Genomic DNA, 26699 nt, shown 5'->3' on the forward strand with positions numbered 1-26699 from the left:
CGAGTTTGCTCTGACGCGACAAATCGCATCGCGATTTGCGCTGGTGACGCGGGGTGGAGCAGCCCGGTAGCTCGTCAGGCTCATAACCTGAAGGCCGCAGGTTCAAATCCTGCCCCCGCAACCAAATTCTTCTTCTTCCTATTTTGCGAAATCTTGGACATGCTCTATCGCTGGCGCCAAGACTTCTTCTTCGCTGGCGATGCTAGCTCAGCGCCCTACCGATCTGGCTGAAGAATGCAGCACTGCTCAGCCATGGGCACCAGCACCGCCGCCTCTCCCGAAATCATCGGCTCCGATAAAACGCCATTGGCAACAAGATCGCCGGCCGCCGTCGTGCATTGATACTGGTAGGCGCGCCCGAGATACGTGCGTGTTCCCAAAATCGCCGGCAATCCCTCGCCCACACGTCGAACCAAAAGACCCTCCGCACGGCAACCAAGTACAAAACCACCAGACTCTCAACCAGTCAGCATGAAAATGCCCGCTGGCTTCCCAGCGGGCAGGGGAGTTGGTCCGCCGACAATTAAGTGATCAGCTTCTCGGCTTCAAATTCTCCGCATCGTAAAGCGGCTTGTAGCCAACACCGACGACTTCCACCGGGTATGTTTCGCCGAAATACTCCACATTGAGCTTGCGTCCTTCCTGGGCATAAGACCAGGGTAGGTAGGCCAGCGCGATGTTCTTGCCGATCGTTGGGCCATAGGCGATCGAGGTGGTGAAGGAGCGGCGGCCGAGATCGTCGACCAGGGTTTCGCCGGTTTCGGGGTCCATGACCGGCAGGATACCCACCGGGTAGCGGGCCACACCGTTGGAGTCGGTATTATCAGTGACCACGAGCGTGCAGAGCATGGCCGGTTGATGCTCGCGGGCGCGATATTCCAGATGCTTGGCCTTGCCGCGGAAATCGGCGTCCTTGACCTTCGGGCGGGCGAGATCGGCTTCGAGCAGATTATATTCCGTCAAGAGGTCGGCATTCTGCAGGCGCAGGCTCTTCTCCATGCGGCGGCTGTTGGCATAGGTCTCGACGCCGACGGCGATGGCGCCGGTCGAGCGCAGTGCATCCCAGACGGCGAGAGCATCGCCATAGGCCATGTGCAGTTCCCAACCCTGTTCGCCGACATAAGAGATGCGGAATGCGGTGACGTTCTTGCCGGCGATGCGGATCTGCTTGATCGCGGCGAAGGGGAAGTTTTCCTGCGTGAGATTTTCCGGGGCCTCGACCACCTTCTGCAGGTTGGTGCGGGCATTCGGTCCCCAGATGCCGATCGTCACATAGCGTTCGGTGACATCGGTGATGGTGACGTCGAAACCCTTATCCTCGGCAACGCGGCGCATGTAATGGAAATCGCGCGGACCGGCATCGGCGCCGTCGATCAGGCGGCAGCGATCGGCCATGCGGATCACGGTGAAATCGGCGCGCACCATGCCTTCGTCGTCGAGGAAGTGGGTGTAGATGCCCTTGCCGATATTGGCGTCGCCGCCGATCTTCGCCGCGCAAAGCCATTCCAAGAGCTCGACATGGTCGGGGCCTTCGATGTCGTACATGGCGAAATGCGAGAGGTTGATGATGCCGCAATCTTCGCTCAGCGCCAGGTGTTCGGCATTGGAGACACGCCAGAAATGGCGGTTGTCCCATTCGTTTTCACGCACAGGAATGCGATCGCCGTATTTCTCGAGCAGGTGCTCGTTGGCGGCGTAGCCATGCGCGCGCTCCCAGCCGCCAAGTTCCATGAAGTAGCCGCCGAGCTCCTTTTCGCGCTCATAGAAGGGCGAGCGGCGGATGTTGCGGCCGGTGGCGTAAGGTTCGCGCGGATGGACGGCGGGATTGTAGATCTTCTGGGCAGCCTCCGTGCAGCGGCCTTCGATGAACTTTTCTTCCAGCATATGCGGGTAGAAGCGGGAATAATCGATTCTGTTGTGGTCGATCGGCGTGCGGCCGTCGGTCATCCAGTCGGCGACGAGCTTGCCGAAGCCGGGACCGTCCTTCACCCAGATGGCGACGCAATACCACAGGCCGCGAACCTTCTGGCTTTCGCCGACGGACGGGCCGCCATCGGTCGTAACCTGTAGCAGGCCGTTGAACGAGTGGCCTTCATTGTAGCCGAGTTCGCCGAGGATCGGCGTCAGTTCCATGGCGCGTTCGAGCGGCTCGAGGATCTGTTCCATGTCGAGATCGCGCTGCGAAGGCGAAAGACGAGCTTCATGCTTCTCGAGGAGATCGCGGGGATGGCAGAGGCGCGGGTTCTTCTCTTCGTAATAACCCCATTCGATCTGGCCGCCTTCGGCGGTCTTCGGGTCGCCGGTGTCGCGCATATAGGCGGAATTGCCCTGGTCGCGCATCAGCGGGAAGCCGATTTCCTTGCCGGTATTGGCAAATTCATTGTAGGGGCCGAAGAAGGTCAGGGGATGGTCGACCGGCATGACCGGCAGGTCTTCGCCGACCATTTCGGCGATCAGGCGGCCCCAGAGGCCGGCGCAGACGATGACATATTCGGCCTCGATGGTGCCGCGATGGGTGACGACGCCGGTGATGCGGCCATCCCTAACGATCAGCGATTGGGCCGGGGTGTTGGCGAAGGATTGCAGCTTGCCGCTCTTTTCGCCCTGGTCGATCAGCTTGCCGGCAACGGTCTGCGAGCGGGGGATGACGAGGCCGGCATCCGGGTCCCACATGCCGCCCTGCACCATGCTTTCCTCGATCAGCGGGAATTTTTCCTTGATCTCGGCAGGTTCGACCAGGCTCACGCGTGTGCCGAAGGCCTTGCCCGAAGTCACCTTGCGCTTGATTTCCGCCATGCGGTCGTCATCGCCGACGCGGGCGACTTCCAGGCCGCCGACGCGGGCGTAGTGACCAAGCTTCTCGTAGAAATCGATGGAGTAGAGGGTCGTCCAGCAGGAGAGGAAATCATGGCTGGTCGTGTAGCAGAAGTCGGATGCGTGGGCCGTCGAGCCGATATCGGTCGGGATGCCTGACTTGTCGATGCCGACAATATCGTCCCAGCCGCGCTCGATCAGATGATGAGCGATCGATGCGCCGACGATACCGCCGAGCCCGATGATGACGACCTTCGCCTTTTGAGGAAATACTGCCATTGCGTGCGACCCTGATTGATACTGGAACGGATTTTATGACGTGTGCGGCGACGACCAGAGCCTGTCTACGACATATTGAAGATGCTTGCACGACCATCCGCAAAGCTCGTCACCTCTGGAAACGGTGCAAGCTCGTTCAGATGATCGTGAGCGGCCATGTCGCGAATGCGACGGGGTCTACTCGTCGCGGCAGCAGCGCTATTGCGGGATCGATTGCATCATGATCTCGCGTCGCAAAATCGGACCTTCGTCGCCGAAATAGGTGGTCAGGAGTTTGGAAAAATCATCGGACTGATAGGTCTCGGTCAAGGTTTGATCGACCAGCAGGCGGAAGGCGGAGTCATCCTGGCGCAGCGCGATCCCATAGGGCTCGTGCGTGAAGAGGCGGTTGCCGATTGCAAGCGTCGATGGCTTGCGGGCGTGAGAGGCGAGATCGAAGAGCAGGGCGCGGTCGGCGAAATAGGCATCGATCTTGCGGCTTTCAAGTGCGGCCAAGCCGTCCTGATGTGTGGCGAAATCTGCAATGCGGGTCTTCGGCACGTCCGAGCCCAGCGCGTCGCGCAGCGTAGCACCGGTCGTGGTATCGGCGCGAACGCCGATCGTGCTCGTCGCCGGCGCTCGTTTCGCGGAGACTTGCGTCGCCGGCCTGTCAAGGAAGAGGGCCATCAGATAATCGGGTGAATCCTTGCGCAGCAGCGCGCTTGCACCGGTGATGAAAATCGGCTGCGAGAAATCGACGCTCTGACGCCTGCCGAGATTGATGGTCAGCGCGCCGCAAAGAAGGTCGATCTGCCCGTTCTTGACTGCATCGAATCCGGTGGCGAGCGTGGTCTCGATATAGTTGCGCTTCAGGTTTGCGACTTTTCTCCCGACGGCATCTGCTACCCTGCCGCAGAGGTCGATGGCGTATCCCGTGGGCTGGCCATCGGCTTTCTTGGAAGAGAAGGGCGCCTCATCGCTGATATAGCCGATGCGGATTGTGCCTTTCTGGGCGATGAGGTCGAGTGTCTGAGCGGCGGCAGCGGTATAGGCAGTTGCGGCCAGCACAATGCCTGCCAGAACCAGTCGTCTCATGCAATTTGACGGCATGCTCCGGATCTCCATGGAAAAAGTGGGTCATCGCAAGGGCTTAGACGCAGACTATGGTGTGGCTTGCTTTTGTCAACGACGGATTGTCTTGCGTAACTCATTGCCGCAACCGGATCCGGGAAGGGAGCGGTGTCAGCCTTCCGAGGGTTTGCTGCGCGCTTCCGATTGCTATCACGAAGAGTTTCGATGCCGTGCCGGTCATTATGGCCTATCTGTCTTGCACGACCGTCTACTCATGAGGATGCAGATGCAGGACAGCAACTTGATCACGACGACAAGGCGTGCGGTACGGAAGGCGGCATTCGCTTTTTACCTGGGTATTTCGGTTCTGGGCGCTGCTTTGGCCACGCCGGCAGCGGCACAGACGATCATCGATGACTGGCAGAAGGTGAAACCGCCGGCGGCTCCGGAGCTGAAATCCGTCACGGTCGATCCGAAGACGACGGCATTGCTGATCCTCGATTTCAATGGTGCGCAGGACCCGACCAAGGGACCGTGCAACGAGAAAACCAAGCCGCGCTGCCTGATCTCCGTACCCAAGGTCAAAACCCTCCTCGATCAGGCTCGCGCCAAGGAAATGCTCGTCGTCTTCAGCCTCGCCGGCGCTGGCGAGGCGCCGGATATCGCAACGGCGCTGGCGCCCTTGGCGAGCGAGCCGATCGTCAAATCCGGGCCGGACAAATTTATCGGCACCAATCTGCGAACCATACTCTCCGACAAGGACATCAAGACAATCATCGTCACCGGCACTGCGTCCGAAGGGGCTGTGCTCGATACGGCGACGGATGCCGCGCTCAACGGCATGAACATCGTGCTGCCCGTCGACGGCATGTCGTCCACCGAGCTTTACGGCGAGCAATATGTGGCCTGGCACATGGTCAATGCGCCGGGGGTCTCGCAGAAAACGACGCTGACCAGCATCGACCGGATCAAGTTCTGATCTCGGATCTGAAAAGGGGATATCCTGCCGGCAACGGCAACGAATATCCCCTGACGATCAGGCTTAAGCCAAAGCCTCGTCGAACAAGTTCAACAGCCGCTTCCAATGCCGTTCGGCGCCGGCTTCGTCATAGATGCCATGGTCCGGCACGGTCCAGCCATGCGCCATGCCCACATAGTTTTCGATGATGTGATCGACGCCGCCGGTGCGGAGCGCTTCGGCGAGGCGGGCTGATTGCTCCGGCGGAAAGCTGTTGTCAACGCCGGCGACGCCGACATAGACGCGTGCCCTGATATCGGCGGCAAAGCGGTGCGGACTGTCTTCCGCGTCGCTGGCAAGATTGCCACCGTGGAAACTCGCAGCAGCTGCGATGCGGTCCGGATAAGCGGCGGCCGCCGTCAGGGCGCGACCTCCGCCCATGCAATAGCCGACCACCCCAACCGGCGCCTGGACGCCGGCGTCCGACAGGACCTCGAGAAAGGCGGCGCTGTCCGCTTTCGTCATTTCCTGTGTGGTGCCGCGCAACATGGTCAGGATTGTTTCGCGGGAGGCGGGGTCATTGAAGGCGTTCCCGTCAAAGGGACCGTATGCACCGAAGCGATAGAAGAGGTCGGGAAGCAATACGACATAGCCGGCATCGGCCAGCCGCTGCGCTATTTCCTGCAGCGAGGCGCGGGGTCCCATGGCGTCCATGTAGAGAATGACGCCGTGCTTGGCGTCCGCGCCATTTTCGGGGCGAAAGAGAGCCGCTTTGGCGGTCCCGTCGGCCGTCTTGATTTCGATATCCTGTTTCATCATCGAATTCCTTGCGATGTTTTTATCGGCTGAACATCCCGGTGCCTCGGGCCAGTTTGGCAAAGGGCGGGAGACGCCTCAAGAGTGTTACTGGTCCAAGAAATGCGGCCCGATGGTTGTTCGATCAACATCTCTTGAGTTTCGGCCGGTGCCCTCCGTGACATAGTATCGCCGGCAATGACGTCTACGCGATGAACCTTTGGAGGACGCGATTTCATGTCTTTTCGCCAGATGGTTCCCGGCCTTGTGCTGGCCTTTATGATATCCGCGCCTGCATTGGCCGCATCGCCAGAACCGGGACGGAGCTCGCCTGCCGGCGGCGGCGTGCTGTCATTGCTGCCGCCCGATGCGGTGAGCGAGCATGTGCTGAACGTAGGCGGCAAGACCGTGCCCTATACGGCAACGGCGGGAACGCTTGATCTGTTCGGCCAGGATGGACAGCGCAGTGCGGCGGTCTTCTACACCGCCTATGTCGCGAAAAACCGTGATGCGAACCGGCCCGTGACCTTCGTCTTCAATGGTGGACCCGGTGCTGCTTCCGCATTCCTCAATCTCGGACTTGTCGGCCCGCGTGTTCTTGATTTCGGTGCTGACGGGCGTGACGGCGTCAATGCAAAGCTCGTCGACAACCCGCAAAGCTGGCTTGAATTCACTGATCTCGTGTTGATCGATCCGATCGGCACCGGCTGGAGCCGCGCCGCCAAGGCGGATGATCAGAACGATTTCTACAGTGTGGCCAGCGATGCCGAGAGCCTGGCGAAGGCGATCGCGCTCTATACCGCGCATAACAGTCGTTCGACTTCGCCGAAATATATTCTCGGGGAGAGCTATGGCGGCTTTCGCTCCGTCAAGGTCGCCGACAGTCTGCGACAGGATCAGGGCATTCTGATTTCCGGCATCGTCATGCTGTCGCCGTTGCTCGAGGGGCGGCTGGTGTTCGGCGGCGGCGACGATCCCTTCGCCGCATCGCTGGAATTGCCTTCGCTCGCCGCAGCTGAGCTGGAGCGGAAGAATGCCTTCAGTGAAAAGGCGGTCGAGGATGCCCAGGTTTTCGCCTTGCGCGAATATCTGCCCGCTCTCGCCGGGCCGCCGCCCTCAGGCGATACCGGCCGTGATTTCTATGGTCGCGTGGCAAAGCTGACGGGTATTCCGCAGGATGTGGTTGCCAAGAACCAGGGGTTTCTGGGCGATGTCTATCGAAAGCATGTCGATGGCGGCGGTACTGACGTTGCGAGCGCCTATGACGCCTCCTTTCTCGCGCCGGATCCATATCCGCAATCCGACGACGATCATGGCGGCGATCCGGTGCTCGATGGCTTCGTGCGCGCCTATGGGGGTGCCTTTTCGAGCTATGCGCGGGATGAGCTCGGTTTCCACACCGACATGACCTACACGCTGCTGTCGAACTCGGTGAACAGGGAGTGGAAGTGGGGCGGCCGTAACGGCGGCTCGCGCCTGACTGCCGGTGTTTCCGACGATCTCAAGGAGCTGTTGTCGCTTTCCCCGTCCTTCCGTGTGATGGTGGGGCAGGGCTATAGCGATCTCGTCATCCCTTTCAGCGTCAACAAATATGTGCTCGACCACATGCCGGCGGCATTTGCTGATCGTGTCGCGCTAAAGCTTTATCGTGGCGGCCACATGTTCTACACGCGGCCGGCGTCGCGCGAGCAATTTACCGGCGATGCCAAGGCCTTCTATGCGACGCAGGCGCCCGCGGCGGCCAAGTCGAACTAATCGTGCTGTTGCAGCTGGAACAGGTGCTTGATGCGTGAGCTCAGCGAGCTGACCGCCGTACCGTGGACGTGCAGATCGGCGTTGGCGAACAGATGCCGCTCGGCCTCTATGCGTTTCTCCATGATGGCGGCGAGCTCTTCTGCGAGCGCCGGTCGGTCGTGCAGCAGGGGCGCGAGGCAATCCTCGCCGATTTCATAGGTGACGACGAAGGTCAGAGCTCGCACGGTGCCGACTTCGCCCGACCCCATCAGCAGGCCGTTCTCACCGAAATAATCCCCCGGTGCGAGACGCGTCAGCTCGATCTGGCGATGTCCCTCGCGTCTGGTAACGCTGACCACGCCGGAGCGAACGATCGTCAGCGCCCGCATGCGGGCGTCCTGCTCGGCAATCACCGCGTCTTTGCGATAGGTGCGGCGCTGCATACGCGATGCCAGATGTTCCTTCTCGTCTTCCGTCAGCGACGAGAATATCGGGATATTGCTCACGAGCCGCCATGGTGTACCCGGAGCATGCTGTTGCTCGGCCGGCGTCTCCGTCTTCTGTTCGCTCGGAAGCACGAGCGCACCCGGCGGCCCGGCAAATTTCAGCCCCGCTGCTTTCGTGTGGCGGTAAAGAAGATCATAGAGTTCGTTCTTTGCCGCCGTTGTCATGGACATGTCGCGCACGCGAAACGACAGCTGCAGCTCGATCGCCTGCCCATCGACGGAGTTGATCGCAACGCTGGGTTCCGGGTTCTTCTGGATGGTGTTGCAGCTGATCAGGACGTTCTGCATGAGATCGGCGACGATGCGCGGCAGCGTCGTCGGCTGGATCCGCACGGTTACGGTGGCGCCGTGGCTTTCGTCGGGTGAGGAGAGGTTGGTGAGCCGTGTCTTGGCGAGGATGCTGTTCGGGATGACGATGAGATCGTTGGTGCCGCTCAGCAATTGTGTGGCGCGCCAGTTCGTTTCGACGACCCGGCCCTGAATATCGTTTTCGAGGACGATCCAGTCGCCGACCGAGTAAGGACGGCCGAGATTGAGGGCGATGCCCGAGAAGACATCGCTCAACGTACTCTGAAGTGCCAGACCGAGAATGATGGCGAAGACGCCCGACGTGGCGATCAAGGTGCCGATCGGCACACTGAAGACATCGGCGACGATGGAGAGGATCGCACCGAGATAGATGATGCCGACGATCAGATCCTGCAGAAGCCGGCCCTCGCGGGGCTTGCGCTCGAAGATCAGGAACAGCCGCACGAAGGCGATCAGCACCCAGGCGCCGTTGACCCACCACACGATCTTCGCGACGCTGGTAAATGTGCGCAGCGCCACCGAATTCTGTGGTGGGCTAGGCTCGTAGGGTACGATGCCATGATACAGCAAAAGCACGGTGAGCGAGACGAAGAAGGCGACCTGGCCGATAAGCCGTCCGGCACGCTGGTGGCGCAGCATGATGCGACTGATAAAAGTGCCGATCACAACCAGAATGCAGAACTGGACGATCGGATCACCAAGAAGCGCTATGGACATGTGAACTTTGCCGCACTCGGTCTTTCGGATGGCTGCTAAATTGGCACGAAAGATACGGCAACGCCATATGGGGGCTATGCAACGTTGAAAGCCTCAACACGTCAATCTTCCATTATATGCCTTGATAATTAGATGACGATTATCATCTTACATGTGTCATCCCATCCTGCTATCTGCTCGTGGAGCGCATCCTTTCGCGCTCTGAAATCATCAAGGAATACCCATGACACAGTCTTTCGAGATTCGCGGCGATCTGCTGATCGGCTCAGATTCCACCGGCGACAACAGAACAGCGCGTGCCGTCAATCCGGCAACCGGCGCAAACCTGGAGCCGGCCTTTGCGATTGCCAGCGAGGCCGATGTTGCAAAGGCATGCGAACTGGCGGCTCAGGCGTTCGATGCCTACCGCGCCACCAGCCCCGAGGAACGCGCGCAATTTCTCGAAAAGATCGCCGACAACATCATGGAAATTGGCGATGCGCTGATCGAGCGGGCGACGGAAGAAACCGGCCTGCCGGTCGCGCGCCTGCAGGGCGAGCGCGGCCGCACTGTCGGCCAGCTTCGGCTCTTCGCGCAGGTTGTCCGCGCCGGCGAGTGGCTCGATCTGCGTATGGATCCCGCATTGCCGGAGCGCAAGCCGCTGCCGCGCGCCGACCTGCGCCTGCGCCAGATCCCGCTTGGTCCGGTTGCCGTGTTCGGTGCGAGCAATTTCCCGCTCGCCTTCTCGGTTGCCGGTGGGGATACGGCGTCGGCGCTTGCCGCCGGCTGCCCGGTTGTTGTCAAGGGTCATCTGGCCCATCCGGGCACGGGCGAACTTGTCGGCCGCGCGATCCGCGCCGCCGTTGCCGCTTGCGGCCTGCCGGAAGGCACGTTCTCGCTGTTGACGGGCGCCAACGAGACGGGCGCTGCGCTGGTTCGCGATCCCCGCATCAAGGCCGTCGGCTTCACCGGTTCGCGCGGCGGCGGCCTGGCGCTGGGCGCAATTGCGGCTGCCCGTCCCGAGCCTATCCCGGTCTATGCCGAGATGAGCAGCGTCAACCCCGTCTTCCTTTTCCCGGCTGCGCTTGCGGCCCGCGCCGAAGCGATCGGCACGGGTTTCATCGACTCGTTGACGCTCGGAGCCGGTCAGTTCTGCACCAATCCGGGCCTGCTTTTTGCGATCAAGAGCCCCGATCTCGACCGGTTCGTCCAGGCTGCCAGCGGGGCGTTGACCGGCCGTGCGCCGGCGCCGATGTTGACGCCGGGCATTCATGCCGCTTTCGACAAGGGTGTTGCTGCGTTGGCGGAGCATGACGCGGTCAAGACCGTGGCTCACGGTGCTGCCGCCGAAGGCGTCAATCGCAGCCCCGGTATTTTCTTCGAGACCGCGGCCGAGCAGTTCCTGGGCGACGAGCGTTTGGGCCACGAGGTTTTCGGTGCGGCCAGCCTTCTCGTGCGCTGCAAGGATGTCGACCAGATGATCGCTGTTGCGGAAAAGCTTGAAGGCCAGCTCACAGCGACGCTGCAGATCGAAGCGGAAGACTATGCGACGGCTGCCAAGCTGGTACCCGTTCTGGAACGCAAGGCCGGCCGCATTCTCGCCAATGGCTGGCCAACCGGCGTCGAAGTTTCTCATGCCATGGTGCATGGCGGCCCTTTCCCGGCAACCTCGGACAGCCGCACGACGTCTGTGGGAACGCTGGCCATTCGCCGTTTCCTCCGCCCGGTTTCCTATCAGGATCTCCCGGCGGGCCTTTTGCCGACCGAGCTTCGTGACGGGAGCGTGCAATCGCTGCCGCATCTGCTCGATGGCGTGCGCAAGGGCAGCTGATCAGCTCCCCTATGCGATAAGCTACGATATTTGAAGCGGGCCATCAGGCCCGCTTTTCGTTTGCACGATGCTAGGCGGCCGAGCCCTGAAGTCGGGCGTCGAGATGCGCCTGGTAATGCTGGAGGGAAAGTTCCGCTCCGAGATGGGAAAGTTCGGTCGCGACCGCTTCGGCGGCATGTTCGGCGGGCTCGACGACGCGTTCGAACATCTCCGCCTCATAGGTTTTGACGGCGACTTTCCAGTCATCGTTTTCAAGAAGCTGGCGGGCGAGTTCTGCCGCGTCCAGCATTGCGGCGTTCACGCCCTCGCCGCCAAAAGGCGACATAACATGTGCGGCATCGCCAAGAAGCGTAATGCCGATGCGGTTCTGCCAGTGGTGGCCGACCGGCAGTGCATAGATCGGCCGAGGCACGATGTGGTCGTTGCTGGCTTCGATCAGGCCAACGATGCTTGGCGCCCAGCCTTCGAATTCGGCGGCAAGCCGCGCGCGAGTTTTTGCCGGTGAGGCGAAATCGAATGTTCTTTCGGCCCATTCCGTCGGAACGCGAAAAATCGCGTAGCCGCGCAGATGAGCGTTGCCGTTGCGCTGGACGATCAGGCCTCTTCCATCGGCCTCGACGCCGATCTTGCCGCGACCAACCAGGGCTGCAAGCTCGGGATGGCTCTCGTCGACATCATCGATGCCGAATTCGATGAAGGTGATGCCGCTATATTGCGGGCGGTAGGAAGACACCAGCGGCCTCACCTTCGACCAGCTGCCATCGGCACCGACGACGAGATCGAACGGGCCAGTCGTGCTGCTTTCGAACACCAGTTCGTACGTCCCGTCATCGAGCGGGCGCACTGCATGCAGGCCGCGATCCCAGCGGATCATCTCCGCCGGCAAGGAGGCGAGCAGCGTTTGCCGCAACGCCGTGCGGTCCACTTCCGGCCTGTCGGACTCATCGGCGTCGTCATCGGCAAAGATGAGCGTGCCGTCCTTGTCGTAGAGCCGGCTTCCCTGATCTTCGTAGCGGGCGATCTTGCTGAACTCCTCGTGCAGGCCGGCGCGGCGCAGCGCCAATTGGCCGGATTCTGCATGAAGATCGAGCGTACCGCCCTGCGGTCGCGCAAGGGAATGTTCTTCACGCTCGAAAATAGTGGTGTGCACGCCGGCTTGATGGAGAATGCGCGCGAGCGTCAAGCCTCCGGGACCGGCGCCGATGATGGCGATGCGGGGATGGGACGTCATGGACAGGGGTCTCGTATTGTTGTAGATAGGTACCTATATAAATTAACATAGGTACCTATGCAAGAGGCAGTAATGAGTGATTGGGATCTGTTCGATACGCCGGCGCCGCTGATCAACATGGCGTCTCGCGCCTTTTCGCGTCTTGGCGAGAGGCGCGTGAAAGCGCTGGGCTTCAATATCGGGCAGCTTCCCGTGCTCTACCTGCTTCGCAACGGGGCCCAGATGTCCCAAAAGGATCTGGCGAAATTCGCGAAGATCGAGCAGCCGTCGATGGCGCAGATGCTGGCGCGCATGGAGCGCGATGGCTTGATCCGCCGCACGCCTGATCCGGCCGATGGGCGCAGCAGTCTGGTTACGTTGACCGAACTCGCAGTCGAGAGACTGCCGGCTGCGCGTCAGGCGCTGGAGGAGGGGCGGGCGAACATGCTTGCCGGCTTCAGCGACGATGAGGTCGAGACGCTTGTGCACCTGATGCGTCGTCTGAACCAGAACCTGGATCGACTGATCGCCGAGGAGGATGCATCTTAGAATGGTCTTTCGCCGGCGTCGGCGAAATCATCCCTGACTTGGTCTTTGGCAGGTGATCTCCCTTGAGCGTGCGGATTTGCCGGGTGGCCTCAAGGGCTCCGTCAAATAAGTGTCATCCGACTGATATAAATCCCCGCCATTCCACAGGCTATGAGAGCCTGTATCTGAAACTCGAAGCTGGAGGTGATTGATATCATGTCGACGCTCCAGCAGGTCGCCTTTCGCGCCGGTTGTTCGGTGGCGACGGCAAGCCGGGTGATGAACCGCAACGGTCCCGTCAGCGACGAGATGGTGCGGCGCGTGCGCCGTGCAGCGGCGGAGCTTGGCTATCGTGCCGGCAGCCGCAGCGGCAGTGGAAGACCGGCGATCGGCGTGCTCATTCCCAGCATCACCAATCCCGTCTTCGCGGCATCGCTTTCCAGCATTCAGAACAGGGCGCTGCATGCCGGGCACAGCGTGCTGATTGCGCAATCGAATTATGATCCGGCGCAGGAGGCTGATGCCGTCGCCTCGCTGCTGCAGCAGCAGCCGACCGGGCTTATCCTGACGCTCTGCGATCCGGAGCGCAGCCTGCTTCTGTCATCCGCCCTGCCGCCGACGGTGCTGCTCGGCAATTTGCCGACTGCGCGTTTCACAGCGGCCGTCGCGACCGACAATTTCGGCGCTGGTCGTGATCTGACCGATCATCTCCTGCAGAAGGGGCATCGCCGTATCCTGTTCATCTCAGGCCACTTCTCGGGCTCTGATCGGGCGAAGCTGCGCTATCTCGGCCACTTGAAGGCTATGGAAGCCGCGCGGCAGGCGCCGCTCGATGCGCTGGAGATTTCCTTCGTCAACAACCTGGAACATCTCGATCTCGCGGATGCCGTTGCGCGCTTGGGGCCAACGGCCATCATAGCCTCCAACGATCTTCTGGCGCTTGGTGTCATGGGCACGCTTCGGCGACAGGGGCTTTCGATTCCGCGCGATATTTCCGTGGCGGGCTTCGACGGGCTTTCCCTTGGTCTGCTGGCGGAGGTGTCCTTGACGACCGTCGAGATACCGGACGGAACTATGGGGGCGGCGGCGGCCTCGCTGCTGCTCGACATGGCGGAAAATGCGGCGCCGTCCCGCCATCTGACCGTGCCTTATCGGCTTCGCACCGGTGGGACCGTGCGCAATCTCGCAACCCAGTCCTGACATTGACTATCCATATGAAAACGCCGCCTCGTCAGTGAGGCGGCGCGATCGTTCTGATCAGATGCAAGGATTACTTGCGCGGCAGCAGGCCTTCGACGTCGGAAGCTGCGTCATCCAGCGCTTCTTTCGGCGTTGCCGAGCCATCGACGATGCGCGAGAGGTTGTCGACGATGGTCTGCGTGACCTTGACGCCGTTGGAGCCCGGGAAGGCATACCACGGGATCATCAGCGACATCTGGTTCAGGCTAGCCTGGAACAGCGGGTTCTTCTTGTAGAAGTCGCCGAGATATTCGGGAGACTTGGCAGCAAGCTCGTTGTTCGGGACATAGCCGGTGCCGGGAACGACGACCGATGCGCCATAGGGGCCGGCCGCGAACTTGGCGAATTTCCAGGCAGCTTCTTCCTTGACCGGATCATGCGTCAGGATGACGACGGCATTGCCGCCCGTCGGCAGGCGGCCATTGACCGGGTCGATCAGCGGGATTTTGGCGGTGCGCAGGTCGAATTTGGTGCCGACGTTCTTGATGGTGTTGACGAGAGCGCCGGTGGTCTGGAATTCGAAGCCGACCTTGCCGGCAGCGAAGGCCTGTTCGCCTGCGGCCTTGGTGAAGACCGGCATGCCGCCTTCCTTGACCATGCGCTGAATCATGTCGACGGCCTTCTGGCCTTCGGGACCGTTGAAGGCAACCTTGCTTTCGTCGTCGCTTAGCATCTTGCCGCCGGCGCCGAAGAGGAGGGCGGAGAACATCCAGTCATCGCCCTGCCAACGGAAGTCCATGCCGTCGACGCCATTGCCGAGCGCCTTGATCTTGCCGGCAAGCGTCAGAACTTCATCCCAGGTCTGCGGCGGGTTGTCCGGGTTGCCGCCGGCAGCCTTCACCAGGTCGGCATTGTAATACATGATCGGGTTCGAGGTCGCGAAGGCGAGGCCGACCTGCTTGCCCTTGACCTGGGCGAGCTTCAGGATCGTGTCCGAGAAGCCTTGCTCGGCCATGTTGCCGTCTTTCTTGACGAGCGGTCCGAGATCGACGGCGACGTTGCGCTCGTCCATCATGCGCAGGCGGTTGAGGCCGATGAAGGTGACATCGGGCATTTCGCTCGTGCCTACCTGGCGCAGGATGGTCTGAATGCCTTCCTCATAGGTGGCCGAAGGAGCCGCAAACTGGATCTTGATGTCGGGATTTTCTTCCATGAACTTCTTCGAGATCGTGTCCATCACGTTCTTGAAGAAGCCGGGCATGGGATAGTGAACCGTCAGGGTCGTTTCGGCGTAGGCCGGGACCGTCACGACCATCGAAATGGCCGCGGCGGCGAGAATCTGGGTGATATGCTTCATCGCTCGTTCTCCGTTTTTCAAACCGGTCAGCCTTTGAGACCGGTCATGGTGATGCCCTCGACGAAACGCTTCTGTGCGAGAAGGAACGCCGCGACGAGGGGAATGGTGATGATGAGGGTTGCCGCCATGAGCGCGCCGTAGTCGTCGCCGGCTTCGGCGGCGCGGAAATACATGAGGCCGAGCGGCGGCGTGAAATAGGCCTGCTTGCTGATGACGATCAGCGGCCAGTAGAGATCATTCCAGTGTGCCACGACCGAGAAGATCGCAAAGGCCGTTACCGCAGGCCACGCATTCGGAACGATGACGCGGGCGACGATGCCGAGTTCTGACATGCCGTCGAGACGGGCGGCATGGATCAGATCATCCGGCATGGCGCGGAAGAACTGCAGGAACATGAAGATCGCGAAGACCGAGATCGAGAAAGGCGCGACGAGAGCGGCGTAGCTGTTCAGGAGCGACAGGCTGTTGAAGCCCACATAGAGCGGCAATGCCGTCGCATGGATCGGGATCAGCAGGCCGAGCATGATCAGCACCATCATGGTGCGCGCTGCGCGAAATTTCAGCTTCGCCATGGCATAGGCGCAGGGAATGGCGATCAGCACCTGGAAGAAGAAGATCAGCCCGCACACGAAAACGCCGTTGAAGAGCAGCGTGCCCATGTCGACCTTGCTCAAGGCCTTGGTGATGTTCTCGACGTAAAAGAGGTGCGTCGGAATGAGGTTGAGGGCTGAGGTGAAGATATCGTCCTGCGCCTTGCCGGCGGTCGAGATCATGAAAATGTAGGGCGCCAGAAAAATGAGGGCGCCAAGGATCAGCACGGCGAGGCGCAAGATGCGGCCGAAGGTAAAGCCTGTCGAGGTCATGTGTAATGCACCTGCCGGTCTTGGACGCGATATTGCAGGAAGGTCAGCACCACGAGGATGGCGAGGAAGACGGTGGTCATCGCCGAGGCATAGCCGACGCGCAAATAGACGAAGCCTTCCTGGTAGATGGTGAAGAGGAGCACTTCGGAGGCATGGTTGGGGCCGCCATCGGTCAGGGCCTTGACGGTGTCGAAGACTTTCACGGCGTTGATGATGCTGATGGTCGTGACGAAAAGCGTCGTCGGCCCGAGCATCGGCCAGGTAACGAGCCAAAAGCGATCCCAGGCCGACTTCGCGCCATCGACTTCCGCTGCCGCATAAAGTTCGCGTGGGATTGCGGTGAGGCCGGCGAGAAACAGCACCATGTTGAAGCCGACCGATTGCCAGACGCCGATGATCGACAGGCTGTAGAGGGCCGTCGCAGACGAGCCGAGCCAGTTCGGCCCAGGCAAGCCCATCTCGGCAAGCATGGCATTGATCGGCCCGATCGTCGGGTGGAAGAGATATTGCCAGACGGTGGCCATGGCCACGATCAGCGATGCCACCGGCAAGAAATAAGCCGTGCGGAAGAAGCTGCGGCCGATGCCTTCGCTCTCGATCAAGAGTGCGACGCCCAGGCCGAGTACGATCGAAACCGGCGCGACGATCGCCGTATAGACCGTCGTGTTCCAGAGCGATTTCATGAAGGCGCGATCCTTGAGCAGATGCGGGTAGTTTTCGAAGGCGACGAAGCGCAGGCTCGTGTCGCCGAGCTGAAAGTCGGTGAAGCCAAGGATGACGACGGCGACGATCGGCACCAGAATGAAGAGCACGATCAAAATGATGGCGGGCAGGGCGAAGAGCAAAGCCGTGCGGGCCTCGCTGCGCTCGCGCGCCGCTACCGACCGTGTCGGCAGGGACGTGGCGGCAATGCTAGCCATGTGCCTTCTCCCGGGCGGCATCGACGGTCGTCGGGTTTGCGCGCAGGCGGCGACCATCTTCGGCGAAGACCATCGCCTGTTCGGCCGTTAACGTCAGGGCGACGGGCATGCCTATAGAAAGCCCGGCAACCTCGGCCGGAGCGAGCTTGACGATCATGGTTTCGCCGATTGCATCGAGCTTGGCATACAGGATGACTTCGGAGCCGAGGAACTCCATGCGCTCGATATGCGCTGCCAGCGCATCCTGCCGGTTTTGCGTAAGACTTACGAATTCCGGACGGATACCGAGCGTGACGTTGTTTCCGGCAATGCTGCCGTCTTCCAATGCAAGCCGGATGCCGCCGAAGGCGACGATACCGTTTTCAGCGCGAGCCGGGAGCAGATTGATGCGCGGCTGGCCGACGAAGCGGGCGACCTCGATATGCGAGGGATCGTCATAGATCGTCTGCGGCGAGGCGAGCTGCAGCAGTTGGCCGCCGATCATGACGGCGACGCGATCGGCCATGGATAGAGCTTCGGCCTGATCGTGCGTGACGTAGACCGTGGGAACGCCAGCGCGGCGATGCAGATCGACGATCTCGCCGCGGGCATGGACGCGCAGATTGGCATCAAGGTTGGAAAGCGGTTCGTCCATGAGGAAGACGGCGGGCCGGCGCACCATGGCGCGGGCGAGCGCCACGCGCTGACGCTGGCCGCCGGACATCTGGCCGGGCTTGCGATCGAGCAAATGGTCGATCTTCAACGAGGTCGCCATTTCGCGGACATCACGGATGATTGCGGAGCGGGTGGCGCGCTGGCCGGGAATCAGCGAGCCGATGAAAGGCAGGCGCTGGACGCGCGACAGGCGGCGCATGGCGAGCGGCACGGCGATGTTTTCCGAAGCCGTCAGGTGCGGATAGAGCGCATAGGACTGGAAGACCATGGCGATGTTGCGATCCGCGGCCGCAACGCCGGAGACGTCGTTTCCGCCGAGAATGATCTCGCCGTTGTCGGCATGGTCAAGGCCGGCAAGGATGCGCAGCAGCGTGCTCTTGCCGCATCCTGAGGGCCCAACGAGGGCAATGAATTCGCCCGGCTGAACGTCGAGATCGACGCCCTTGAGGATGGCGTTGCCGCCGAAAGATTTGGCAATGCCGCGAAGCGAGAGTGCGCTCATTCCGTTGCTTCCTTCTGTACCTTCGGGGCGGCCTGCGGATAGACCTCCATCACGACGTCGTCGAGGAAGTAGGCGGTCATGCCGGGAACGGCGACGAGCTCGGTGGATACCGTCTCGCCAAGCTCATGGATGGCGGCGCCGACCAGGCGTTCGCCAGGCATTTCGCGTTCCATCTTGTCGAGGATGAAGGCGCCTGGCGGTGCCCAGACGACGGCGGTGTCGTTGAAGCGGCCTTCCCACGTCCAGTGCAGGTGGCCGCTGCCGAACAGCGCGACGTCATGAGCGGCAATAAGATCATACAGACGGCGACGCTGCGCCGGACGCACGCTCCAATAGCCCGTGTCACCTTCATCCGGGGCGTCGACGAACAGCGGCTTGTGCGCGAAGAGGGCAACGCGGCGGTCGCCGCGGCTTTCGAGCATCTGCTGCAGCCAGTCGAACTGCTTCTGCTCTTCGGCATCCTCGAAGCCCATCAGCAGGCTGTTCAGGCCGATCAGCCTCCAGTTGTCGACGTCCTTTGCCCAGTAATCAGGGCCGACGAGGCGCCGCCAGCGCTCCAGTCGCTCGGGGTTGACGGGCTGATGAGAGCCGGGCAGGTGGCCTACGTCGTGGTTGCCGGGTACGATCAGCATCGGCACGGAAACCTGCCGCATCAGATCCATCGAAAAGGTGAGGTCTTCATCCTTATCGGCGCCATCGACGCTCAGATCGCCGGTGTGAATGACCAGATCGGCGCCGCTTGCCTCGATCCATTTCGCCAGCGGCTCCCAATTGCCGTTGAAATGCGGCTTGTTGGGGCTCAAATGGGTGTCGGTGATCTGGATGATCTTCAAGGCGCTTCTCCGAAGTCTTCAGAAAGGGTGCGCCAGCAAAAGGATTGCCTTCCAGCGGGCGCGTCTCTGCGCTCTCTTTAGAAGGCGCCCATGTCAGTTAGGTAACGGGCCTTTTCATCTGTTTTTCAGTTTTGTCACATGGCCGTCAAACGGCGCCGGCGGTTGCTTCGCAACGAATTGAAGCGGTGTACGCGGCCACGCCTGATGTTATAGAGCAGTGCGAAGGGGATCAGATATGTCAGACGAACAGAGCCGCATCATCAAACTCGAGGAAATTGTCGCCCACCAGGCAAAGACCATCGAGGAGCTTTCTGACCAGCTCGCCGAACAATGGAAGGTGGTGGAGCAGACGCGTCAAAAGCTTGATCGGCTGACCGAGCGCTTCCTGACGCTTGAGGAGCAATCGCTTAACGCTCCGGCTATTACCAAGCCGCCACATTACTGATCAGGCGTTCACGTTTCGGTGTTACACGCGTGCGTGTGTAACATTCCCCCTGTTCTTCCCGTATTTCCTTCTGACCGAAGCGTGTACAATCGCGGTCGAGAGGAGAATGTCATGAAGGTTTTATCGACAGATATAATCCGCATTGGCTCGGCGCGGGTGGCGCGCTACGCCGGATTGATGGCAGCCACGGTGCTGGTTGCTGCTGTTGGCCTGCAGTTTGCTGGTCGGGCTGCGGCCGAGGATGCCCGGGTCATTCCCGCGCCCAGCATGGACGAAAAGGGCGCCTCGGCGAGCACGGAGACGGTGGTGCTTGCGGGCGGTTGCTTCTGGGGCGTTCAAGGCGTCTTCCAGCACGTCAACGGCGTCATCAGCGCGACGTCGGGGTATACGGGCGGCAGCAAGGATGCGGCTCACTATGAAATGGTGAGCTCGGGCGATACGGGCCATGCCGAATCCGTGCGCATCGTCTTCGATCCACACAAGATCAGCTATGGGCACCTGCTGCAGATCTATTTCTCGGTGGCGCATGACCCGACCGAGCTGAATTACCAGGGGCCGGATAGCGGCACGCAATATCGCTCGGCCATCTTCCCGACCAGCCAGTCGCAAGTCGATGTCGCCAAGGCTTATATCGACCAGCTCAATCATGCCAAGGCTTTTGACGCCGCCATCGTCACCAAGATCGAGCCGGGCCGTCAATTCTATGCCGCCGAGGATTATCATCAGGATTTCCTGACCACCCATCCGAGCTATCCCTATATCGTCATCAACGATCTGCCGAAGGTGAAGAGCCTGCAGCATCTCTTCCCCAAGGATTACCGTTCTGATCCGGTTCTGGTGATGGCGAGCGCAAGCGCAAACTGACCAGCTGCGTGACCGGCGAGCGATGTCCGCCGGTCACGGCCGCCCTGCAAGAAATGCTCGTTACTCCTGGCTCGTCTGGTGTATTGGTGCCTCACCAGAGTGTCATCGAGAGTGCGTTTCGCCATGATCGTCCGCGACCGGCCGAATCTCTTCCAGCTTTTCTTCATCGTTCGCGGGTCGATCATCCGGCGCATCCTGCCGCAGATCATCGTCATCTTCCTGATGTCGGCCCTGATCGTTTGGGGGCATGAGGAGCGGCCGAACCTCGTCGTCTCGTTCAACGGCTCGCCGCTTGCGCTGCTTGGTATCGCGCTTTCGATCTTTCTCGGCTTTCGCAACAACGCTGCCTACGACCGTTGGTGGGAAGGGCGGCGCGACTGGGGACAGCTTGTATATGTGGCGCGCGGCTTTGCCCGCCAGACACTCGTTCTCGATGCCGCGGGCGAGAGCGGCGTCGCGGCAAGAAAGAACCTGCTGCGTCTGACGATGGCGTTCGCGCAGGCGCTCGTCTGTCTCCTGCGGCCTGGCAGCGATGAAACGAAGGTGTTGCGTCTGCTGACTTCAAGCGAGGCGGAGTTTTATCGAGCGGCTCAAAACCGCGCCGATCTCATCCTGCGGCTGATGTCAGCCGATCTGGCGCGATTGAAGGCATCGGGTGTGATTTCGGATATCCAATACCAGATGCTGGATATCAGCATCGGCCAGATGGGTGCGGTGCAGGCTGCCTGCGAGCGTCTTCGCAGCACGCCGCTGCCCTTCGGCTACACGCTGCTCTTGCACCGCACCGCCTATCTCTTCTGCTTCCTGCTTCCCTTCGGTTATGTGGATACGCTCGGATGGGGATCGCCATTTGTGACGACCCTCATTGCCTATGCCTTCTTCGGCCTCGATGCGCTCGGTGATGAGTTGGAAGATCCTTTCGGCCAGCGCTCCAATGCCCTCGCCATCGGCGCTCTTGCCGATACGATCGAGATCAATCTGCGCGAAGCGCTCGGAGAAACCGACCTGCCGCCGCTGCCGCAGCCCAAGGATTTCGTGCTGATGTAAAAATCAGCAAAAAATATTCGAAGGGCGATGGAATAGAATCCGAAGTGGTTCCGTATATAGGTGTATGGAACGCAAAGGACGCACATTCGATGTTTTGGGGCAGCTCGGTTCGCTGAGACGTTATGCCCGCTCGCTCGTGCGCAACGCGGACGAGGCCGAAGATCTGGTGCACGACGCACTGGTCAAGGCATACGAGCGCAAGGCCTCTTTCAGGCGCGACGGCAATCTGCGCACCTGGCTGCTATCGATCCTGCACAATGTGCATATCGACCGCATTCGCCAGAAGAAGTCGCTGAACCGTCGTCATGAGGAGGCTGCGGCCGATCTCGAAACGGCGCTGCCGGCATCGCAGGATCATACGGTTCGTTTGAGCCAGGTCCGCGAAGCCTTCTTCAGTCTGCCGGAGGAGCAGCGCGAGGCGCTGCATCTGGTGGCGATCGAGGACCTCTCCTATCAGGAGGCGGCATCCGCACTTGGCATTCCTGTTGGTACGCTGATGTCCCGCATTGCGCGGGCACGGGCGAGCCTGCGCAATTTCGAGGAGGCTGCCTCCAAGGTTTCACATCTGCGGCTTATCGAGGGAGGCGGCAATGAAAATCGTTGATCCGATCATCGATACCGATCTCGACGCTTATGTCGATGGCGAGCTCACGCTCGCGCGGCGGGTCGAGGTGGAGTCCTATCTCTCGGAGCATCCGGAGATCGCCGCCAAGGTCATGGCGGACATGAGTATCCGCGGCGAGCTGCGCATGGCGCTGGCCGGAGAGGGGCATGTGGTGCGGGCCGAAACGCGGGAAGCCGCCCGTCGGCTGGAGCGTGGGCTGGTGTACGGCCGCATGCTCGGCTCCTTTCAAAGGGTTGCCGCCGTTGCCGTATTGGTAACGGCTGGCTGGGTTGCGCATACGTCCTTCGGCGCCTTCACGGCGAGCGAGGTCAGCGCTTCCACACGGCCGCCGGCCTTCGTTGACGATGCGGTCCGCGCTTATAAGACGACAGCCGTCCGGGAAGAAATAAAGCCGCAGGCTGCGGCCGAAAATTACAATCCGGAAGAAATCCGCGCATCGACGGCGATCGTCCTGCCGGAACTCCCGGGTGGGTGGCGCGTCACGGACGCGCAGATCTATCCGTCCGAATTCGGTCCGAGCGTCGAAATGATGGTCGATGCCGGCAAGGACGGGCATTTGTCACTGTTCGCCGTGCGTCCGGGAACCTTCGCCGTCAAGGATGTCAGTCACGTCAAGCGTGACGATGTCCAGGCTGCCTACTGGCAGATCGGCGAAGTCGCCTACGCACTGATCGGTAATGGCCAGGCGGGTCAACTTGACGGCGATGCCGAAAAGCTCGCCCGCAGCCTGTACTAGTTTGAGTTAAAGGAGAACGACCATGAATCCGACCAATCCGCGATACGGCTACGGCGCCGCCGCTGGCTCGCAGGCGCTCTTCGATGAAGGTTTGCGCAAGCACATGCTGCGCGTCTACAATTACATGGGCATCGGCCTTGTCGTGACCGGCATCGTCGCGCTGATCGTCGGTACGACGCCGGCGCTCTATGTGCCGATCTTCCAGAGCCCGCTGAAGTGGGTCGTCATGCTGGCGCCGCTCGCCTTCGTGCTGTTCTTCTCGTTCCGCATCCAGTCCATGTCGGCAAGCACGGCACAGACGATGTTCTGGGCATTCTGCGTGGTCATGGGCCTGTCACTGGCCTCGGTTTTCCTGGTCTTCACCGGCACGAGCATCGCCCGCACCTTCTTCATCGCCGCGACCATGTTCGGCGCGACCAGCCTCTACGGCTATACGACGAAGCGTGATCTTTCCAACATCGGCTCGTTCCTGATGATGGGTCTGTTCGGTGTGATCCTTGCCAGCATCGTCAATATCTTCCTGGGCTCAAGCGCGCTGCAGTTTGCAATCTCGGTAATCGGCATCGTGGTCTTCGTCGGCCTGACCGCCTGGGATACGCAGAACATCAAGGAACAGTATGCCGAAAACTACGATCAGGAATCGCAGCAGAAGCTTGCCGTCTTCGGTGCCCTGTCGCTCTACCTGAACTTCGTCAATATCTTCCAGCTGCTGCTGAACTTCACCGGCGAGCGGGAATAGTATCGGAATAAAGCTTGAGCACGGTCTGAGCCAAAAGACACTCCACGTTTTTGGTGATCGTGTTCTGGAAATGCGTCTCCCTGGGGGCTTGTTGAGACGCATGACGCGCCTGCAGTATCTGCGCCGATACTGCAGGCGCAATTTTTTGAGCGTGTCGGACACACGTGTTCAGACGCCTTACGACCGCGACATGCTTAAAATCAAAGACATGCAATGCTGGAAGAAAAGCCTGGAAATCGCGACGAGATTTATGTGATGGCGACACTCGCCTTGAATCGTCTTGCCGGCAGCTTTCTGCCCTAGGCGTGCCTGTCGCGCCGATTTCCCAGCCACGGTTTGATTTTCCCGGCTGCCTTTGCCAAGTTGTGCTATCGATTTCGCACACGGGTTTGAGCGGTGGCAAGATGGTGGCAACGACTATGTTTCGCATTGGGGATCGTCCAGACGCTGGCGATGTCGTCCATGGCTGGTGAGGCGCCCAAGGAAGTCGCCCGGTTGACCGAGGCCGTGAAGGCCATACCCGGCGTGACGGATGCCGAACTCGGCAAGGTCTATCTGCCCCATGTGGCCGTTTCGGATCTTTCGCTGCCCGGTGCCTACGCCGATCTGCCTGCTGCTGCCCTGCGCAGAACGAACGGGGCCTTGCCGGAGGAATTGCTGCTCTCGATCGGTTTTTCGATCGAGCGGGACGAAAAAGGTCTGAAGGCACTCGAATTTCTGGCCTGGTGGACGCGGGATCGCGCACGTGGCGGCGAAAACATGCAGCTGCGCGCGCTCGCACTGCCGCCGATGGCCGCAAATACCAAACAGCTCGGCCAGACCCTGCGCTTTACCATCGACTGGTTCTACAGCAATCCTTCACAGGATATGGGGGTGGTGCTGAAAGCGCTCGATGAAGCCGGGGCCTCTTTGGAACAGGCAACGAAAATCTATCGCCCCGCCTTCGAATAAGCTTGCGTCATAAGAATTGTCCGGCAACCGCCATGACGCGATCACCGGCCAATTTAGCCAGAATTCCAATCCTCCGCCTCAGGCAGCGAAGGCTATCTTTTTACCACTCTGCGACGCTGCCGTCCTCGTGACGCCAGACGGGATTGCGCCAGCGATGGCCTTCCTTGGCGCGTTCGATGACATAGGCCTCGTCGACCTCGATGCCGAGGCCCGGTCCCTGCGGGATCGAGACGAAACCGTCGGCATACTGGAATACCTCCTTGTTGGAGATGTAATCGAGGATGTCGTTGCCCTTGTTGTAGTGGATACCGAGGCTCTGCTCCTGGATGAAGGCATTGTAGCTGACGGCATCGACCTGAAGGCAGGCGGCAAGCGCGATCGGGCCGAGCGGGCAATGCGGAGCCAGCGCCACGTCATAGGCCTCCGCCATCGCAGCGATCTTGCGGCATTCGGTAATGCCGCCGGCGTGGCTGAGATCCGGCTGGAGAATGTCGACATAGCCGTCCGACAGCACCGACTTGAAGTCCCAACGCGAATAGAGGCGCTCACCCAAGGCGATCGGCGTCGAGCAATGATTGGCGATTTCCTTCAGCGCCTCGCGGTTTTCCGACAGCACCGGCTCCTCGATGAACAGCAGCTTGTAGGGTTCGAGCTCCTTGGCCAGCACCTTGGCCATCGGCCGGTGGACGCGACCATGGAAATCGACGCCGATGCCGACATAAGGGCCGATCGCCTCACGGATGGTGGCGATGGTTTCAACCGCCTTTTCCACCTTGTCGTAGGTGTCGACGATCTGCATCTCCTCGCAACCGTTGAGCTTGATCGCCTTGAAGCCGCGGGCAACGACGTCCTTGGCGTTGTTGGCGACGTCGGAGGGGCGGTCGCCACCGATCCAGGAATAGACCTTGATCCTGTCGCGCACCTGACCGCCGAGCAGCGAGTGGATCGGCTGGCCGAGCGCCTTGCCCTTGATATCCCAGAGCGCCTGGTCGATGCCGGCAAGCGCCGACATGTGCACGGCGCCGCCGCGATAGAAGCCGGCGCGGTACATGACGTTCCAGTGATCCTCGATCAGGAAAGGATCCTTGCCAATCAGATAGTCTTCCAGTTCGTGCACGGCTGCCTGCACCGTCAGGGCACGCCCTTCGACCACCGGCTCGCCCCAGCCGACGACGCCTTCATCCGTCTCGATCTTCAGGAACAGCCAGCGCGGGGGAACGATATAGGTCGTCAGCTTGGTGATTTTCATGGGATTGTTTCCGTTTGGCTTTGGGTTGCGTTCAGCGGCGAGTGGCCGCAGATGTCGGGGTTTCGGAATTTGGTTTGCGGCCGTCGTCCAGCCGTCTCTCTACGGCAAGATCGCGGGCGGCAAGATCAAGCATGCGATGTGCGCAGTCGCGAGCCACAGCGCGATCGCGCAGGCGAAGCGCCTCTACAAGTTCGCCATGGACAACGATCGCGTCGTCACGGCTGCGTGCGGCTACGTTCGAGGCGTGGAGCACATATCGGAGGCCGGCATGCATCGCGCTCGACAGGCGGCGGAAGACCTGATTGTGGCTGGCGCTCAATAGGACATTGTGGAACGCCAGATCAGCCTCGGTAAAGCGTTCCGGGTCATCGGCGCTGTCGCGCATCTGCCGCCAGGCATTGTCGAGATCGGCGATTTCCTGCGCGGTCGCACGTTCTGCGGCATATTCGGCGGCAGCGGGTTCGATGGTCCGGCGAGCCTCGAGAATCGAGCCGAGAATATCGAACTTGGCGATATACGGGCCCATCCACTCCAGCACATCCTGATCGAGGATGTTCCAGTCGTCCCTATCGCAAACCGTGGTGCCGATACGCGGCTTGCCACGCACGAGTCCCTTCGATTCCAGAACTTTGAGAGATTCGCGGATGACGGTGCGGCTGACGCCGTAAATCGTGCAAAGATCGTTCTCGCGCGGCAAGGTCGATCCGGAGGGATAGTGTTCAGAGCAGATGTGGGCGGCAATCGATGCCGTCACATTCTTGCGCACGCGGGGACGCCGCGCGGGCTGAGTTGAGGAGCCGTGCCCCTGTCCTTCAACCGAATCCACCCTAACTCCCCCAAGTCACGCGAATGTTCCCAAACCTTCCATTCCGGAAGGTCAATGCCGCCTTCATCGTTTCATGCGGAGACATCGATCACAGCGCAGAAGATACATCAATCATCATACATGAGCAACAATATTGTATGATGATTAGCGGTTGTCGTGGATCGCAAATGGGAACAATCTGCGGCGCCGCGCTTTGTCG

24 protein-coding genes, 1 tRNA gene and 1 pseudogene are annotated in these 26699 nt (G+C 60.8%); 13 read left to right on the forward strand and 13 right to left on the reverse strand.

Features of this window, described 5'->3' with window-relative positions; all coding sequences use genetic code 11:
- Positions 1-47 precede the first annotated feature (47 nt).
- Positions 48-124, forward strand: a tRNA-Met gene (locus HGP17_RS21620).
- Between the two features lie 91 nt (positions 125-215).
- Here the strand turns inward: HGP17_RS21620 and HGP17_RS21625 are convergent.
- The 3 genes and pseudogenes from HGP17_RS21625 to HGP17_RS21635 all read right to left on the reverse strand — a co-directional run.
- Positions 216-446, reverse strand: a pseudogene (locus tag HGP17_RS21625) (ABC transporter ATP-binding protein); the annotation flags it as partial.
- Between the two features lie 85 nt (positions 447-531).
- The gene (locus HGP17_RS21630; RefSeq protein ID WP_168812523.1) at positions 532-3093 is read right to left on the reverse strand and encodes an FAD-dependent oxidoreductase; all 2562 of its coding nucleotides are present in this window, start codon (positions 3091-3093) and stop codon (positions 532-534) included.
- A gap of 198 nt (positions 3094-3291) precedes the next feature.
- Positions 3292-4182 carry an amino acid ABC transporter substrate-binding protein gene (locus HGP17_RS21635; RefSeq protein ID WP_168812524.1) on the reverse strand — a complete coding sequence of 297 codons (891 nt, stop codon included), beginning with the start codon at positions 4180-4182 and terminating at the stop codon, positions 3292-3294.
- 247 nt (positions 4183-4429) lie between these two features.
- Between HGP17_RS21635 and HGP17_RS21640 the strand changes: the two genes are divergently transcribed.
- Positions 4430-5122: an isochorismatase family protein gene (locus HGP17_RS21640; protein ID WP_168812525.1), complete on the forward strand. Its 693-nt coding sequence runs from the start codon at positions 4430-4432 to the stop codon at positions 5120-5122.
- Between the two features lie 63 nt (positions 5123-5185).
- Here the strand turns inward: HGP17_RS21640 and HGP17_RS21645 are convergent, their stop codons facing one another.
- The gene (locus HGP17_RS21645; RefSeq protein ID WP_168812526.1) at positions 5186-5917 is read right to left on the reverse strand and encodes a dienelactone hydrolase family protein; all 732 of its coding nucleotides are present in this window, start codon (positions 5915-5917) and stop codon (positions 5186-5188) included.
- Between the two features lie 216 nt (positions 5918-6133).
- Here HGP17_RS21645 and HGP17_RS21650 point away from each other — a divergent pair, with 216 nt between their 5' ends.
- A complete protein-coding gene (locus HGP17_RS21650; protein ID WP_168812527.1) occupies positions 6134-7651 on the forward strand; it encodes a carboxypeptidase in 1518 nt (505 codons plus the stop codon).
- Here the strand turns inward: HGP17_RS21650 and HGP17_RS21655 are convergent.
- Positions 7648-9162: a mechanosensitive ion channel family protein gene (locus tag HGP17_RS21655; RefSeq protein WP_168812528.1), complete on the reverse strand. Its 1515-nt coding sequence runs from the start codon at positions 9160-9162 to the stop codon at positions 7648-7650. The two genes, HGP17_RS21650 and HGP17_RS21655, sit on opposite strands and share 4 nt — an antisense overlap.
- Positions 9163-9385: 223 nt before the next feature.
- Between HGP17_RS21655 and HGP17_RS21660 the strand changes: the two genes are divergently transcribed.
- Positions 9386-10972: an aldehyde dehydrogenase (NADP(+)) gene (locus tag HGP17_RS21660; RefSeq protein WP_168812529.1), complete on the forward strand. Its 1587-nt coding sequence runs from the start codon at positions 9386-9388 to the stop codon at positions 10970-10972.
- A gap of 70 nt (positions 10973-11042) precedes the next feature.
- Here HGP17_RS21660 and HGP17_RS21665 read toward each other — a convergent pair whose 3' ends face one another.
- Positions 11043-12203, reverse strand: a complete 1161-nt coding sequence (locus HGP17_RS21665) for an NAD(P)/FAD-dependent oxidoreductase (RefSeq protein WP_168812530.1) — start codon at positions 12201-12203, stop codon at positions 11043-11045.
- A gap of 72 nt (positions 12204-12275) precedes the next feature.
- Between HGP17_RS21665 and HGP17_RS21670 the strand changes: the two genes are divergently transcribed.
- Both HGP17_RS21670 and HGP17_RS21675 read left to right on the forward strand, forming a co-directional pair.
- Positions 12276-12731 carry a MarR family transcriptional regulator gene (locus HGP17_RS21670; protein WP_168812531.1) on the forward strand — a complete coding sequence of 152 codons (456 nt, stop codon included), beginning with the start codon at positions 12276-12278 and terminating at the stop codon, positions 12729-12731.
- A 195-nt stretch (positions 12732-12926) separates the two neighbouring features.
- Positions 12927-13910, forward strand: a complete 984-nt coding sequence (locus tag HGP17_RS21675) for a substrate-binding domain-containing protein (protein ID WP_168812532.1) — start codon at positions 12927-12929, stop codon at positions 13908-13910.
- Positions 13911-13980: 70 nt separating this feature from the next.
- On the opposite strand, the gene HGP17_RS21680 is transcribed toward HGP17_RS21675, so the two are convergent.
- From HGP17_RS21680 to HGP17_RS21700, 5 genes are read right to left on the reverse strand one after another with little or no spacing between them, the layout of a single operon-like run.
- Positions 13981-15246, reverse strand: a complete 1266-nt coding sequence (locus HGP17_RS21680) for an ABC transporter substrate-binding protein (RefSeq protein ID WP_168812533.1) — start codon at positions 15244-15246, stop codon at positions 13981-13983.
- 26 nt (positions 15247-15272) lie between these two features.
- A complete protein-coding gene (locus HGP17_RS21685; protein ID WP_168812534.1) occupies positions 15273-16109 on the reverse strand; it encodes a carbohydrate ABC transporter permease in 837 nt (278 codons plus the stop codon).
- Positions 16106-17029, reverse strand: a complete 924-nt coding sequence (locus tag HGP17_RS21690; RefSeq protein WP_168812535.1) for a sugar ABC transporter permease — start codon at positions 17027-17029, stop codon at positions 16106-16108. Before HGP17_RS21690 ends, HGP17_RS21685 begins: the two co-directional genes overlap by 4 nt.
- Positions 17022-18185, reverse strand: a complete 1164-nt coding sequence (locus HGP17_RS21695) for an ABC transporter ATP-binding protein (protein ID WP_168812536.1) — start codon at positions 18183-18185, stop codon at positions 17022-17024. The genes HGP17_RS21690 and HGP17_RS21695 overlap by 8 nt, the downstream gene beginning before the upstream one ends.
- Entirely contained in the window at positions 18182-19018 is an 837-nt protein-coding gene (locus tag HGP17_RS21700; RefSeq protein ID WP_168812537.1) for a metallophosphoesterase, read from the reverse strand. The genes HGP17_RS21695 and HGP17_RS21700 overlap by 4 nt, the downstream gene beginning before the upstream one ends.
- A 235-nt stretch (positions 19019-19253) precedes the next feature.
- Here HGP17_RS21700 and HGP17_RS21705 point away from each other — a divergent pair, with 235 nt between their 5' ends.
- The 7 genes from HGP17_RS21705 (at position 19254) to HGP17_RS21735 (ending at position 24425) form a co-directional block, all read left to right on the forward strand.
- On the forward strand, positions 19254-19463 hold the full coding sequence (locus HGP17_RS21705; protein ID WP_168812538.1) for a SlyX family protein: 210 nt from the start codon (positions 19254-19256) through the stop codon (positions 19461-19463).
- 111 nt (positions 19464-19574) lie between these two features.
- Positions 19575-20327, forward strand: coding sequence for a peptide-methionine (S)-S-oxide reductase MsrA (msrA, locus tag HGP17_RS21710; RefSeq protein ID WP_168812539.1), 753 nt, complete (start codon positions 19575-19577; stop codon positions 20325-20327).
- A gap of 123 nt (positions 20328-20450) precedes the next feature.
- Complete coding sequence (locus HGP17_RS21715) at positions 20451-21374, forward strand: bestrophin family ion channel (RefSeq protein ID WP_168812540.1); 924 nt, start codon at positions 20451-20453, stop codon at positions 21372-21374.
- A gap of 64 nt (positions 21375-21438) precedes the next feature.
- Positions 21439-21978: a sigma-70 family RNA polymerase sigma factor gene (locus HGP17_RS21720; protein ID WP_168812541.1), complete on the forward strand. Its 540-nt coding sequence runs from the start codon at positions 21439-21441 to the stop codon at positions 21976-21978.
- Positions 21965-22735 carry an anti-sigma factor gene (locus tag HGP17_RS21725; protein WP_168812542.1) on the forward strand — a complete coding sequence of 257 codons (771 nt, stop codon included), beginning with the start codon at positions 21965-21967 and terminating at the stop codon, positions 22733-22735. The genes HGP17_RS21720 and HGP17_RS21725 overlap by 14 nt, the downstream gene beginning before the upstream one ends.
- A 22-nt stretch (positions 22736-22757) precedes the next feature.
- On the forward strand, positions 22758-23474 hold the full coding sequence (locus HGP17_RS21730) for a Bax inhibitor-1/YccA family protein (protein ID WP_168812543.1): 717 nt from the start codon (positions 22758-22760) through the stop codon (positions 23472-23474).
- Between the two features lie 462 nt (positions 23475-23936).
- A complete protein-coding gene (locus HGP17_RS21735; protein WP_168812544.1) occupies positions 23937-24425 on the forward strand; it encodes a hypothetical protein in 489 nt (162 codons plus the stop codon).
- 100 nt (positions 24426-24525) lie between these two features.
- Here HGP17_RS21735 and dgoD read toward each other — a convergent pair whose 3' ends face one another.
- A complete protein-coding gene (gene dgoD / locus HGP17_RS21740) occupies positions 24526-25674 on the reverse strand; it encodes a galactonate dehydratase (RefSeq protein ID WP_168810380.1) in 1149 nt (382 codons plus the stop codon).
- A 31-nt stretch (positions 25675-25705) separates the two neighbouring features.
- A complete protein-coding gene (locus HGP17_RS21745; protein ID WP_168812545.1) occupies positions 25706-26500 on the reverse strand; it encodes a FadR/GntR family transcriptional regulator in 795 nt (264 codons plus the stop codon).
- Positions 26501-26699: the final 199 nt, after the last annotated feature.

The organism is Rhizobium sp. P38BS-XIX (assembly GCF_012641435.1).
Classification (GTDB): domain Bacteria; phylum Pseudomonadota; class Alphaproteobacteria; order Rhizobiales; family Rhizobiaceae; genus Rhizobium.